We start from the raw sequence: 13,159 nt of genomic DNA on the forward strand, positions 1-13,159 counted from the left end.
AGCCAGGGATGGGAGGGGTAGCGGCTGCGAACAATTGCCTTTGAGATTGACTACCCACACCCTGCTTTTTAGAATAGCTGAAACCGGTCTTTCTGGCTTCGTACACCGATGTTTCGGATGCTATAGGTAAAAGTCAATAGAAAATACCGGTTCAGGATATTGACTTCCTGATCGATGATCTGATTGCCCGTGGCAAACCGGGTGAGGTTATTGTTCCGGTTTAAGAGGTCATACACGCCCAGTTTAACCATTCCCTTTTTCTCCTTCAGAAATTGAAGACTTACCCCGGCATTCCATAACAGGTTGTCCTTGGGCAGACCGGGAGATACGGTGTTGGAATACCGGTACTCGATATTGTTTTCCCAGATAATATCCTTTGGCCACCGAATGGTAAGATCGGATTGGATATAGTGCTGACCCGCGTTGAGGTTGGTGAAGAATTTGTCGGTATAGCTTGTGCTGGTACCCAGGAACCGGTATTCGGGACGGAATTCAAGGATATTTTTCCAATTGAGGGTCATGCTGAATCCAGGCTCCCATTGAAAAGCGGATACCTTGCTTTCCACCTCGTTCATTAAAATGGATTGTCGGGTGTACCGGACCGTAGCGCGGGCCTGCAGCGATACCTGAAAGGACTGATTTTTTTTGAACTCCTTGGTGATGCCCGTACCGACCCTGAACTCCCGGGTCCCATCCCGGTTTACTGGCACCAGGGTCTGCGTGCCATCGGATCCAAACCGCCGGTCGAATATCAGGTCCCCATTGGTGAAATTGGCGTTCAGGTAGAGGTTGTAATCCATGGTACGGTCCTTTGATACCATGAATTTGTTCAGGCTCAGATTGGTTGTTCTGGAAGGTTGCAGGTTGGGGTTACCAAACCGCACCTGAAAGGGACTGGAACTGTCTTTTACCGCCAATAGCTGGGAAAGAGGGGGGAGATTGATGCTCTTGCCCAACCGGAAATTAAACCCCTTAAAGGCCATTTGCAGATTGGGGAGGAGGTTGAAAAGATGATCCTGGTTGGATGCTTTCCCCAATGGTGTCGTCGCATATTTTTGATACTGCCCGGTGAAACCAAAGGTCAGGCTTAATTTCTTTGTCATATACTGCAGGACCATGCCGGGGGCCGCCAGCATCCTGTCCCTTATGAGCGCGTTGCTTTGGGAAGAGTCTTTGATCGTAAAGTCTTGTTTCATCGGGTCCAGACCCAGCACATTGGCTTCCTGTTGGTCCTGGTTAAATTCAAGACGGGTCTGGTATTTTAAGGTCCAGTTCTTTCCTAATGGCTCGGCAAACTGGGCCAGGGCAATGATGGACAGATTGGGAAAGCTGGATTGACGCAATTGGTATAGCGAATCAAAATAGGTGAGGGGTTGAAAGTATTGGTTCACCGATTCGGTGGTGAAGTCCTGTTTGCTTTTTTGCCAGGCCAACCAATGATTCAATTGAAACATGCGGCCTGCCTTTGAAGGACTCTTCCGGGTAAAGAAGAATTCATGGTTGTAATTGCCTTCTAAGGCCTGGTTGAGCAACCGGGCCCTGCCTTCGGTCAGGTCACCATCCGTCTGGTTTGAGATATCGATATGGGAGTTAATATTCTCCTGAAGGAAATTGGTCCGCAAGCCGGCCTTGAACTGGATAAGGTGCAGGCTGTCTGGCTTCAGGTTCATGCCGGCATTGAGGTTATGGGTCAGGTTTCGTTTTTTATTGGAGGAGTTGGTCAGACTGGTAACGACCGTATCGCCATAAAAATCCCTTTTGTTGATACGCTCATTGATCTGGGCGCTTGTTTCGCCAATGAAATATTGGGAGAAGAAGGACCTTTTTTTGTTGGGTGCATGGTTAAGGTTGAAACCGATACCGGAAGAACGCGCGATACCGGGTTCCATTCCGCCAAAGGAGATACCATTGATGGCAAATCCTCCACCGGCTGCGCGGGTGCCAATGGACAGGCTGTTAAAACCGCTTCGGTCAAATCCACCGATACCGGAAATATCGTGAATGCTGAATCCGCTTCTCCCGATATTGTTGCTGAATCCAACAAGGCTTAATTGCATGGTGTCGCGGTAGATATTGAAAATACCTCCGGCTTCATAGCGGTCTTTGGTCCCACCGCCGGCATAGGTGCGGCCAAACCATCCTTTTTTGATCCCTTTCTTTAAGGTCAGGTTGATCACTTTGCCCATATCATTGGGGTTAAAGTCGATGTCGCGGTCGGCGGCTTCCTTGTCATCGGTCAATTGCACTTTGTCGATCACACTGGCCGGAAGGTTGCGGGTCGCCATCTTGGGGTCATCTCCAAAAAAGGCCTTGCCATCTACCAGTATCTTGTTCACCCTTTTTCCGTTGGCCGTAATATTGCCTGCTTTGTCCACCTGTACACCCGGGAGTCTTTTCAGGAGATCCTCTACAAGGGCAGCAGGTAAGGTTTTAAAGGAGGAGGCATTGAACTCAATGGTATCCTTTCGCACGGATACCGGCGGTCTTTCGGCCCTTACCATGATCTCCTCGAGTGATTTGGCAGAGGTGGCCAGGGCGAAGCTGCCCAGGTCGAGTGTTTTGTCCTCTGTCATGGTGAACTCAAGTCTTTTTACCGCATATCCGGAAAAACTAATGACCATCCGGCAGGGGATATTCAACGGAATGCCGGAAACCTTAAAGATGCCATCCTCATTCGCCAGGCGGTAATTGATCAGCGAAGTATCGGAAGCTGCAAATACGCTGACGGTGGCCAGGGCAAGGGGACTGCCCGTAGCGGAATCGATTACTTTGCCGGTGATTGTTGCCTGACTGTAAACGGTTGTAGTGAACGTGGCGGCCAGACAAATAAACAGGAGGCGAAGGGAAGAAGTTGTCATACAAAGACGGTTTGCTGAACTACTTATTTAGTTCAATTAGGTAAAAAAATAGTTGGCTACGGGTGTTTTGTATATACTGTTTTTTGATCTCCATACAGGGTGAATCCGGTGATCCCTTTTTTTCCGCGTTGAAAGCTTAGCTGGAATTGATCCATTTCCTTGATGAAGAACTCATCGGTTTGCAGAAAGGCCAGGTGTCTGTTCTCTCCGTGGAGTTTGGTGACCAGTCCTTCCGGTGTCAGGGTAATCGTAAATGTTTCGCCATCGGCGATATAGGTGCCTGCGTATTGTTGGAGCGAATCGGCAGGCAGTTTACCCGCGACTGGTTTGTACCTTTTTTGTTTCAACAGCCAGGTATAAAGTGCTTCGGTGTTATAGGCACTGTCCCAACTATTGTGATTGGCATGGGGGTAAATGGTCATTCGGGCTTGCGGGTTGTATTTTTTAAGTGCATTCACCATAGCCTCGCCTTTGGCGAGAGGCACTACATCATCTTTGGCGCCATGAAAGGCCCAGACGGACATGTTTCTTAGTTTCCAGATCTCGCTGGTATCTCCCGATGCACATACGGGTGCAATCGCGGCAAAGAGCCGGGGTTGTTTCAGGGCCAGCTTCCAGGTGGCTTCTCCACCGAGACTAAGTCCGGTGAGATATATTCTGTCGGGATCGATCCGTAGTTTTTGATGCAATCCTGCCAGGAAACGCAGGAGTACATCGGGTTCCCAACCGAACCAGATGGTGGCAAGTGGCGAGACGGTGATGAAAGGAAATTTTTTTCCCTGCGCGATCAGTTTTGGCAATCCGTTTACTTTCACTTGTTCCAGGTCTTCCCCACATTCTCCTCCACCGTGAAGGAATATCACGAGGGGCCATTTTTTCAGACTATCCTTTTCATATCCTTCCGGAAGGGATAACAGGTATTGCATGTCGAAACGCATCGTTTCAGCCGTCTGTGCCTGGGCAATGCTTATCCGGCTGCCTAAAAGGAAGCAGAGCAGGAGAGAGGCGGTGAATGAAAGGGGGATCTTTTTCATAATTATTTATTTGCGTCCAGGCAAAAGGCTGCCCGATGAAATGTTACCATTTCGATTTGAACGGGGCCTGGAAAATGTTGGGATTATATGTCTGGTCTATTGGGCGATGATCGTACGTGTGCCGTTAGTGTTTAAAATATAAGTTTGCTCCGACTTTTTATCATTGACCTGAATCTGGTATTGATCTTTGTTTGACGCAACCGGTTTTAATATCAGCGTAGGGTTATCGGCCGCGTTTGTATTTTGATTCAGCACGGGTTCCTGTAAGGATAATTTTTCTGCCGCGGGGTGGGTGGTCGTTTCAACGGATGGCAGCTTGTCCTGGTTCTGTCTGCATGCGGCGATCAGGAAAATGCTTATGAATAAGGGCAGGGAGATCCATTTGAATGGATGAGCGCCGGTTCTTGTTTTTGTGATCATGCTGATCCTTCTTTTAATTGAGGATTCACGGAATCCTTGTGCCGGGGAAATGGTTTGTCCGATACCAAAGGATCTTAACAGCATGGCTGAAAATGCGGATACATCTCCTTCCTCTATACTCGCTTCATCGGCGAGAAACTCATGCACCACGGTCAGCTCTTTTTGTAATAGCCAATAAAAGGGGTTGATCCAGAGGAGACAGAGAATTATTTGCATGAGCAGTTTATCAACTGAATGTAATTGGCGTATATGGGCCAGTTCATGTTGAAGCATACGCCGGGAGGACTCTTCCTCCAATGGCAGGGAGCGTCTCCAGAAGAGGTTATTCAGAAAGGAGAAGGGGGCCTGTACCAGGTTGGTATGGATAAGGTTAACACCTCCGAATGGCTCCACCGGATTCGTTTTTCTCACTTTGAGGATCCAGGCTATTCTGTAAAGAAAGGTTCCTGTCAGCGGGAGAGCGATCAGGGCATAAATGCCTATAAGAACAAGATTGAGTGTATTGGATGTATTCGCTGCCTGGTCGATAGGGTTGATGATGGCTTGTGAAACAGTGGGGATGTAAAGGGGATTGGTTTCTCCGGCCGGGAGGTTTATCTGAATGAAGGGAAGGAGTAAACTTAGCAACAGGGTGCCGAGTAAATAGAACCGGTTGAACCGGTTCATTTTCCGGTTGCGCAGAAAGAACCAGTAATAGGTCATCAGCAGTCCGCTGATAATGGTGGATTCGGCCAGGTAATAGAGTATCGCTTCCATTTACTTCTTTTTTAAATTTTTTAATAGTGCTTCCAGGTCGGTGACCGAAAGCTTTTCCTCTTCCACTAAAAACGAGACCACATTGGAGAATGATCCGTTGAAATAGCCTTTGGCCAATTTGGTCAGACTGGCTTTGGAATATTCTTCCATTTTGATGAGGGGTATATACCGGTGATATCTTCCTTCGGGTTGGATGGTGATAAATCCTTTTGTGATCAGTGTTTTAAGAATGGTGGCCACGGTGTTCTTATGTGGCTGTGGTTTGGGCATGGATTCAACGATCTCCATCAGTAATCCGTTGCCTATTTTCCAAACGGATTTCATCACTTGTTCTTCTGCTTTGGTTAATACCTTCATCTGAACTATAAATTTAGTTCAAAGTAAAACTATAAATTTAGTTCGTCAAAATATTTCTTGCTTTATTTCGGTTAGGGAAAGTTAATTAAGGTTAATGTGGGGGATCTTGGTGGTTGTAGTATTACTGTATAATAAGTATGGTCTGTCAGATCGGGGAGTTTTAGGACACAAAGTAAATTCCTTTATCGAATGGCAGATTTAGTTAATTTATTACTTTTTCAAAATCATACTTTTTATACTGCCGATTTAGTTGGATTCGCGATAAACTTAATAAGTCATTCTTGTGCTGGACACGCATCCAGGTCAACGGAGATACATGAAAGAATTTGCCAAATCGGCATGCGAGGTCTTCGTTGAATTTGCGTTCTCCCTTTAAGTACTTTTTCAAATTGGCATCACTCGTGTCAATGGATGTAGCAAAGGTTTTGAAGTTTATATCAAGGGTAGAAAGGTATAATTTCACACAATCTTCAATGGTTAACTTTTCCCGAATATTTGATTCTTCCGTATTGGCATATTCTTCCATGCGAAATCGAATCGCCTCCATTTCGTTCTTGCGCCTTTGCTCAAGTGTTCGCCGGCTATCCACTTTCTTGGCAAATGACTTGACTTTATCGAGGTGTTGTGTACTCCAGTTTTGACCCTCTTGAAGACCGATCTCCAGGTGAAATTTGGTAGTCTTCTTTGCTTTTGACATGTTTTGTATCGTTTAGTATGAATCGATTTCTATTTACTGCTATCTTGCTGCCATCTTAGATATTTTTCAACCAAAGAGTGGCCAATTTCATCATATATAAGCATGGTGGTTGTATCCTCCAATCGGACAGCACCATACCTTAGGCTATAATTTTTCATTAGTTTCTCTTCATCCTCTGGGTTCTCTTCTTGAACATCGAAAAACAACTGCCCCCTATATGGGCCCTTTCCTTTATCCAAACTTAGTTTGAAGGCAAACGCTATCAAACATCCTGCAATCCGATCATATTTTTTTCTATCCCCTCTATTATGTGGCGCCACTACGATATATGCACCATATGGGATTATGCCATTTTTCATCTGAAAAATCAGGCATCCTTCTATTATTTGTGGTGTTTCTTCAGTTACCAGTACATATGTTGACGAATTGGGGGTTGTTTTACTGAGTTTGGCAAAATTAAATCTCCACGCTTCCTGTAAACCCGGTAATGGCAGCGATCTGTTCTTTAGAATTTCTGCCTCGGCAGGTTCTTCAGGTTTAACCTTCAAAACTTTTATTTTCATCGCTCGATTTTAAATCCCTTTATTCCTCATGTTTTGATGTTTTTTAAGTTTCAAATAGCTAACACAAATGTACTAAAATAGTACAAAATGTACAATTAAATTTCGCGATTTCATGCCTGCTTGAGTTCTGAGGGTTAGTTTATCAGATCGGGGAGTTTTAGGACACAAAGAACACAAAGGGGGCACGAAGGACACGAAGCCACCTTATTCCTTATTTTAAATTTCTTATTTTTTTTCCCACCCTTTATTTCCTACCTCCCATTTCCTCCACCCCCATATACATATAACCGCCGTCAGCAACCCAACGGCCATTCCTCCCAGCACATCGCTTACAAAATGCTGCGAGAGATAGATTCGTGAATAACCGACGGCAAAGGCCAGCAGGGGAAGAATCCAGCCCCAGTATTTTCGGTTGACGAGATAGGCGATGAGCAGGGCCATGGTAAAGGCCTGACCGGTATGTCCGGAGGGGAAGCTTCGGATGCGGTTGATCTTGATGCCATCGACAAAATGAAGGGAGAGACCGGCATCCTGTAGCGAGGCGGGACGCAGGGCATGTGGCCAGATGAGCTGTTTAAAAATATGCGTAAAGGCCGTGGAAAGCAGGATGGCTACAATAACGGTCAGTGTGAATCGTCTGTTAAATATCAGGCAGTAAATACCTAACGGTACCCACATTACTCCGTCACCCAGATAGGTGATATAGGTGAAAAGGGTGTCCAGTACAGGGGAATTTCGTTCATTGACCCACATAAACGAGCCGTTCTTCCCCTTACAGAGCAGAAAGGCAAGGGTTAGCGCCGCCAGTCCAACAGTGACCCTTATCGCCAATCGGTAAGGAATATTTGATTTATTTTGCATCGGGAAAACGAAAGATAAGACGCCGGGCGTACAAAAAAAAGCAGATGAAACACTATATCGTAACAGGAGGGGCAGGGTTTATCGGAAACCATCTCATTCGGCAACTCCTGGCCACCGAACAGGTGCGGATCACCTGTATTGATGATTTTGATCCCTTTTACTCTCCCGATATCAAACAACTGAATATCCAGGATTTCCGGACCAAACCCGGGTTCCGCCTTTTGTCGATGGACCTGTCCAAGGTGAGTGGCCATGAACTGGTGGGATTGATCAATGAGCCGGTGGATGCGATCATTCACCTGGCCGCCAAGGCGGGGGTGCGTCCGAGTATTGAAAACCCACTTGCCTATCAGCAATCCAATGTGATCGGGTTGCAGAATATCCTGGACTTTGCCCGGGAGAGAAAGATCAAACAGTTTGTCTTTGCCTCCTCAAGCAGTGTATATGGGGTGAATGATCATTTTCCCTGGAAGGAGGAAGAACAACTCCTCCCGATCAGTCCCTATGCCATGACCAAACTGGCGGGGGAACAACTGGGACATGTGTATAGCAAACTCTTTGGCATCCGTTTTCTCGCCCTGCGCTTCTTTACCGTATACGGCCCTGCGCAGCGTCCCGATCTGGCGATCCATAAATTCACCAAGGCCATCCTGGCCGGCAAACCCATCACCATGTATGGCGATGGAAGCACCAGCCGGGATTATACCTATGTAAAAGATATAGTGTCGGGGATCATGGCGGCCATCCATTATGATAAAACCGATTTCGAGATCGTGAACATCGGGAATAATTATTCCATCTCTTTAAAAGACCTTGTATCGGCCATTGAAGAGGTCCTGGGTAAAAAGGCCATCATACAGCAAATGCCCGAACAACCGGGCGATGTTCCCAAGACCTATGCGGACATATCCAAAGCCAAAAAACTCTTCGGCTACGATCCCAAGACGCCGTTGAAGGAAGGGTTGGAGGCGTTTCGGGAGTGGTTTTTGGAGAATGAGAAGGTGGTGGGGTAGGGTTTTGGGTGACGGATGTTGGATGTTGGATGACAGATGACAGATGACGGATGACGGAGTGGTGCTGTGCGAGATCTCTGGTCTCGCACTTCCAGAAAGCCGTCTCTGGCGGCAGTATTTGATTAATTTATAAAAAAAAGGTTGTTACTCGAGTCGCCAGAGTCGCCAGAGGCGACAAGACAATCGTGCGAGACCAGAGTTCTCGCACAGCAAGCCACCAACATCCAACATCCAACATCCGTCATCTGTCATCCGTCATCCGTCATCCGTCATCCAAGAAAACCCATCATCTCCCTCCACCAAACACACTCCTAACAGTATACGTCTTCTTATCCTGCGATTCGAAGTAAGTACGTACACTAATTTCCGCAATGATACCAATCGTGATCAATTGAATCCCTCCGATCAGGAGGATCAATCCCAATATCAGCAAGGGTTTACCACCGATATTCTGTCCCATTATTTTTAGAATGAGCAGGTATAAATTGACCAATACTCCCAATCCAAAACTGATGAACCCCATGGTGCCAAACAGGTGCATGGGTTTTTGAATGTACTTACGGAAAAAGACCATCAGTATCAGGTCGCTCATGACCTTGAAGGTGCGGTTGATGCCATATTTACTCTTTCCAAATTGCCGGGCATGGTGTTTTACATCCACCTGGGTGATGCGGGCGCCCTGGAGTTTAGCCAGCACGGGGATAAAGCGATGGAGTTCGCCATACAGACCGAGGTCTTCGGCTATTTCGCGTTTGAAGATCTTGAGGGTACAACCATAGTCTTTGATATAGACATTGGTCATGCGCCGGATCAGGGCATTGGCGATCTTGCTGGGGATCTTGCGGAGGAACATACCATCCTTGCGGTTCTTACGGTTACCGGCCACCACATCCCAGTCTTCTTTCTTCAGCAGGTCCAGCATACCTGGTATATCGGTGGGATCGTTTTGCAGGTCACCATCCAGCAGGGCCACATATTTTCCGGTGGAATGATCGATACCCGCGGTCATGGCCGTGCTTTGGCCATAGTTCTTGCGCAGTTCGACCAATACCGTACGGTCATCAGCGTGTTTTTTGATCTCCTCGCGGGTCTTGTCCGAGGAACCATCGTCCACATAGACCACTTCATAATCCATCCCCCCCAGGGCATTGCGAATGGCTTCCTGCAGCGGGGCGATATTTTCCTCCTCGTTCATGACGGTGATGACGACGGACAGCTCACGCATATTAAAGATTTATGCAAAATTAGCTATGTGGCGGTAATTATGAAATAAGGAATTATACCAATCCGGCAAGTTCAAGGCTCTTCCTCTTCAGCTTCCGCACCTCCATATCTTCCACAATCGGATCAGGGGTAAGTATGAGTGAGGTGTTGTTCTCTTTCCACCAGGTGCTGTTCCTTAATTCGCTAAAGGGCAGGATTCCTACCAGGTATTTTCGTTGTTCCTGTGAATGCCATTCCTCGATCTGCTCGAATTTTTCTTTGGGGATGTATTTGATATCCTCAAAAGAAACATAGACGTGCAGGTAAAAATCGTCGGTCAGTTTATTGGGTTGTTGATAGAGTTTCTTGTATTCGTAGTGGTAATCATAGCGCAGGGCGGAGATATCACTCAATACGGCTGATGCCGTAGGGAAGCTGCCGGCGCCTTTACCATAAAAGAATTGTTTATCCGCAAAACCACTTTCGATGACCACGCCATTGTATTCATTTTTTACAAAAGCCAGTTGGTCGTCCTGGGTTACAAACTGCGGCAATACAAAGGCGGCTACTTTTCCATTTTTCAGTTTACGTGCCTGGGCCACCAGTTTGATGGCGTATTGTTTTTCGGTGGCGACGACCGCATCACTGAGTTGGATATTCTGGATGCCGGAGAAGACCAGGTCATTCGGAGAAGCGGTGATGCCATAGGCATGGTTGAGCAGGATGATCCATTTGTGAAGGGCATCATAACCTTCCACATCGAGTTTGGGATCGGCTTCGGCAAATCCCAATTGCTGGGCGAGCATAAGCGCTTCCTGAAACTCCAGTTTATCTTCGAAGATCTTGGTGAGGATAAAATTCGTGGAGCCATTGACAATGGCCTTGATGCCATGAAGCAGGTCATTGTCATAATACTCTTCCAGGTTACGGATAACGGGGATCGAAGCACAGGCGGCGGCTTCGTACAGCAGGGAGAGCCCGGTCGTTTTTTGCAGTTCAAGCAGTTCGGGATAATGTTCGGCCAGCATTTTCTTACTGGCGCTGACCACTTCCTTTCCATTCTTTAGCGCGGTGGTAACGATGTGAAAGGCGGGTTCGGTTTCGTTGATCACTTCGACGATGACATTGATCTCCGGATCAAAGAGGAGTTCGTCCTTGTCTGTGGTAAAGAGTTCTGCCGGCGCGATCCTTTTCTTCGAGGCATCCTTGATACAGATCTTTTTGATCCTTGCTTTCAGCGAGGGGGTTTGTTGCAACACCCGGTAGAGGCCTTCGCCGACTACACCAAATCCAAAGAGACCGATCGTGAGTTGTTTGTGCGATTCCATTTTTGTATGATTCTTATTATTTTAAATTCTTGTTTTTAATAATCATTAATCTTTTACTGTTCACTGGCAAGAAAATCCCTGATTAATTTCTCCAGTTTTTCATATTCCAATAAAAACCCATCATGCCCATAAAAAGAGTCGATACAGGCAAAGCTTGCACCGGAAATATGCCGGGCGATGGTTTCCTGTTCCACGGGTGGGAAGAGCAGGTCGCTGCTGATCCCTACGCTCAAGGTACGGGCCTTGATGGAGCCCAGTGCTTCTGAAATACTTCCTCTTCCCCGGGCCAGGTCGTGGCTATCCATTCCCTGGCTTAGGCGGTAATAGCTAAAGGCGTTGAAGCGTTTGCCCAGTTTTTCGCCCTGGTAACGCTGATAGCTTTCAGCGGCTTCACCACCAAAGGGGTGGGGGGCGGGCCAGGGGGCTTTTTTATCCCGTGGCTGGGTGGTATTATAGGCATCATAGTGCCGGTAGCTCAAGAGGGCCAGGCTGCGGGCCACTTTCATGCCTTCGATACCGGCCTCGTTGAATGACTCCTTCCAGGTCGGGTCATTTTCAATACACATGCGTTGACTGGCATTGAAAGCGATACCCCAGGGGGAGTGCTGGGCATTGGTGGCAATGGGAATGATATGCTCAAATCGTTCGGGTTCTTCAATGGCCCATTCGAGCAATTGCTGACCGCCCATGCTGCCACCCAGTCCGATATGGATCTTCCCGATCCCCAGGGCTTTACAAAGCGGCTGGTAGGCGCGAATCATGTCACGCGTAGTAAATAAAGGGAAGCCATGATACCATGGCTTCCCGCTTTGTGGATTCTTTTCCAGGGGGCCGATACTGCCATAACAACTCCCTGGCATGTTTACGCAGATTATATAGTGGTTTTTCGGGTCAAATAATTTTCCTTCACCTACCAATCCCGGCCACCATTCGGCGGGATCGCTATTGGCGGTCAGGGCATGAAAGATCCAGACCACATTGCTTTGGGTGCTGTTCATTTTTCCCAGGGTAGTATAGGCGAGGTGGTAGCCGGACAGGGTCTGGCCACTTTCGAGCATGAACGGTTGTTCGTAATGGAATAATTGTGTTGACATAGACTGCGACTGTCTTCAACACTTACTTATCCGAAGAGGCAAAAAAAAGCGCTCACCTGAAGTCAGATGAGCGCTGTTTTAATATGTTCAAGATTAAAAAAGGCTGTGAATCTGACTTATCTGTCCCGATTGTCCATCGGGCTGGAGTTGGCACCTTATCACGCGGGTTACGCGTGGCAGGTTGTCAAGGCTTCTTCGGGCCATATCCCTCAGCCTTTCTTGATAAGTAGTGGTAAAGAACTAGTGCAAATATAGCGACTTTTTAGAAAAAAAGTATGGAATGATGAAGGACTATTGTTTAGCCGTTGTCATCACTTCCTGCTTGGCACCGTTGTAGATCCATGCCTCGGGTTTTTTGTCTTTCTTATTTGCTGGTTTTTCAGGAGTTGTAGTTTGCTCAAACACGATACCCGGGTTGGCAAATTCAAAGGGCTTGCCGATACAGATATGCAGGGCATTGACATCCGGTGTGTAGATCAATGTTCCTTCGGGGATATCGGTACCTGATGCTGATTTTTGGGCCGGAATCTTGTAAACGGCGGGTGAACGCATCAGCATGGCTTTGATATTTCCCTGGGGAAGTCCGGAGACGATGATCCAGCTCTTGCTGGTTTCATCCAGACGGATATTCACCACAGATGGATCAGAAGCGGAAACATAGTTACCGATCACGGGGAACACCTTATCAAGTGTAGGCGCTGCGGGCATTTCTTTGCGCTGATATTTTGCACTGATCTCTGAAACGGTAGAGTTGGAGCGCAACATTGTATCAGGCACTTTCGGGTTCACGGTATCCGGTTGTTTCGGCTTCACCGTATCGGGTTCAGTTTGCGCATTTAAAACAGGCAGGCAAAACAGTAGTAATGCTACTGCCAGTAACATGGGTCTTTTCATAAGTCTCTATTTTTTTTGTTTGAAATTTGGGTACTCATCGGTATAGGGTTAAAAATGGTGCCAGAGTTGGGAAATGTGGAA

At 47.1% G+C, this 13,159-nt stretch carries 12 protein-coding genes and 1 riboswitch; of the genes, 1 reads left to right on the forward strand and 11 read right to left on the reverse strand.

Going from position 1 to position 13,159, the window contains the following annotated elements:
- Positions 1-68 precede the first annotated feature (68 nt).
- From J0M30_14475 to J0M30_14505, 7 genes are all read right to left on the reverse strand, one after another.
- Positions 69-2,858: a TonB-dependent receptor gene (locus tag J0M30_14475; GenBank protein ID MBN8668699.1), complete on the reverse strand. Its 2,790-nt coding sequence runs from the start codon at positions 2,856-2,858 to the stop codon at positions 69-71.
- Between the two features lie 56 nt (positions 2,859-2,914).
- Positions 2,915-3,892, reverse strand: a complete 978-nt coding sequence (locus J0M30_14480; GenBank protein ID MBN8668700.1) for a prolyl oligopeptidase family serine peptidase — start codon at positions 3,890-3,892, stop codon at positions 2,915-2,917.
- Positions 3,893-3,988: 96 nt separating this feature from the next.
- Positions 3,989-5,068, reverse strand: a complete 1,080-nt coding sequence (locus J0M30_14485; protein ID MBN8668701.1) for a hypothetical protein — start codon at positions 5,066-5,068, stop codon at positions 3,989-3,991.
- On the reverse strand, positions 5,069-5,425 hold the full coding sequence (locus J0M30_14490; protein ID MBN8668702.1) for a BlaI/MecI/CopY family transcriptional regulator: 357 nt from the start codon (positions 5,423-5,425) through the stop codon (positions 5,069-5,071).
- Between the two features lie 202 nt (positions 5,426-5,627).
- A complete protein-coding gene (locus tag J0M30_14495) occupies positions 5,628-6,122 on the reverse strand; it encodes a hypothetical protein (GenBank protein MBN8668703.1) in 495 nt (164 codons plus the stop codon).
- Positions 6,123-6,151: 29 nt separating this feature from the next.
- Positions 6,152-6,685 carry a hypothetical protein gene (locus J0M30_14500; protein ID MBN8668704.1) on the reverse strand — a complete coding sequence of 178 codons (534 nt, stop codon included), beginning with the start codon at positions 6,683-6,685 and terminating at the stop codon, positions 6,152-6,154.
- A gap of 225 nt (positions 6,686-6,910) precedes the next feature.
- On the reverse strand, positions 6,911-7,546 hold the full coding sequence (locus tag J0M30_14505) for a phosphatase PAP2 family protein (GenBank protein ID MBN8668705.1): 636 nt from the start codon (positions 7,544-7,546) through the stop codon (positions 6,911-6,913).
- Positions 7,547-7,590: 44 nt separating this feature from the next.
- Between J0M30_14505 and J0M30_14510 the strand changes: the two genes are divergently transcribed.
- The gene (locus tag J0M30_14510) at positions 7,591-8,559 is read left to right on the forward strand and encodes a GDP-mannose 4,6-dehydratase (GenBank protein MBN8668706.1); all 969 of its coding nucleotides are present in this window, start codon (positions 7,591-7,593) and stop codon (positions 8,557-8,559) included.
- 286 nt (positions 8,560-8,845) lie between these two features.
- Here the strand turns inward: J0M30_14510 and J0M30_14515 are convergent, their stop codons facing one another.
- The 4 genes from J0M30_14515 to J0M30_14530 form a co-directional block, all read right to left on the reverse strand.
- Positions 8,846-9,784: a glycosyltransferase family 2 protein gene (locus J0M30_14515; GenBank protein MBN8668707.1), complete on the reverse strand. Its 939-nt coding sequence runs from the start codon at positions 9,782-9,784 to the stop codon at positions 8,846-8,848.
- Positions 9,785-9,836: 52 nt separating this feature from the next.
- Positions 9,837-11,090, reverse strand: coding sequence for a homoserine dehydrogenase (locus J0M30_14520; GenBank protein MBN8668708.1), 1,254 nt, complete (start codon positions 11,088-11,090; stop codon positions 9,837-9,839).
- 53 nt (positions 11,091-11,143) lie between these two features.
- Entirely contained in the window at positions 11,144-12,184 is a 1,041-nt protein-coding gene (gene metX / locus J0M30_14525; protein ID MBN8668709.1) for a homoserine O-acetyltransferase, read from the reverse strand.
- A 113-nt stretch (positions 12,185-12,297) separates the two neighbouring features.
- A riboswitch (SAM riboswitch) is annotated at positions 12,298-12,413 on the reverse strand.
- 62 nt (positions 12,414-12,475) lie between these two features.
- Positions 12,476-13,078, reverse strand: coding sequence for a hypothetical protein (locus J0M30_14530; protein MBN8668710.1), 603 nt, complete (start codon positions 13,076-13,078; stop codon positions 12,476-12,478).
- Positions 13,079-13,159: the final 81 nt, after the last annotated feature.

It is taken from the genome of Chitinophagales bacterium, assembly GCA_017303415.1.
Lineage (GTDB): Bacteria > Bacteroidota > Bacteroidia > Chitinophagales > Chitinophagaceae > SpSt-398.

Bases quoted from the DNA above. Each gene is read 5' to 3' on its own strand.
- J0M30_14510 (MBN8668706.1), top strand. From the start codon at position 7,591: ATGAAACACTATATCGTAACAGGAGGGGCAGGGTTTATCGGAAACCAT.
- J0M30_14495 (MBN8668703.1), bottom strand. From the start codon at position 6,122: ATGTCAAAAGCAAAGAAGACTACCAAATTTCACCTGGAGATCGGTCTT.
- J0M30_14500 (MBN8668704.1), bottom strand. From the start codon at position 6,685: ATGAAAATAAAAGTTTTGAAGGTTAAACCTGAAGAACCTGCCGAGGCA.
- J0M30_14475 (MBN8668699.1), bottom strand. From the start codon at position 2,858: ATGACAACTTCTTCCCTTCGCCTCCTGTTTATTTGTCTGGCCGCCACG.
- J0M30_14515 (MBN8668707.1), bottom strand. From the start codon at position 9,784: ATGCGTGAGCTGTCCGTCGTCATCACCGTCATGAACGAGGAGGAAAAT.
- metX (MBN8668709.1), bottom strand. From the start codon at position 12,184: ATGTCAACACAATTATTCCATTACGAACAACCGTTCATGCTCGAAAGT.
- J0M30_14530 (MBN8668710.1), bottom strand. From the start codon at position 13,078: ATGAAAAGACCCATGTTACTGGCAGTAGCATTACTACTGTTTTGCCTG.
- J0M30_14480 (MBN8668700.1), bottom strand. From the start codon at position 3,892: ATGAAAAAGATCCCCCTTTCATTCACCGCCTCTCTCCTGCTCTGCTTC.
- J0M30_14505 (MBN8668705.1), bottom strand. From the start codon at position 7,546: ATGCAAAATAAATCAAATATTCCTTACCGATTGGCGATAAGGGTCACT.
- J0M30_14485 (MBN8668701.1), bottom strand. From the start codon at position 5,068: ATGGAAGCGATACTCTATTACCTGGCCGAATCCACCATTATCAGCGGA.
- J0M30_14520 (MBN8668708.1), bottom strand. From the start codon at position 11,090: ATGGAATCGCACAAACAACTCACGATCGGTCTCTTTGGATTTGGTGTA.
- J0M30_14490 (MBN8668702.1), bottom strand. From the start codon at position 5,425: ATGAAGGTATTAACCAAAGCAGAAGAACAAGTGATGAAATCCGTTTGG.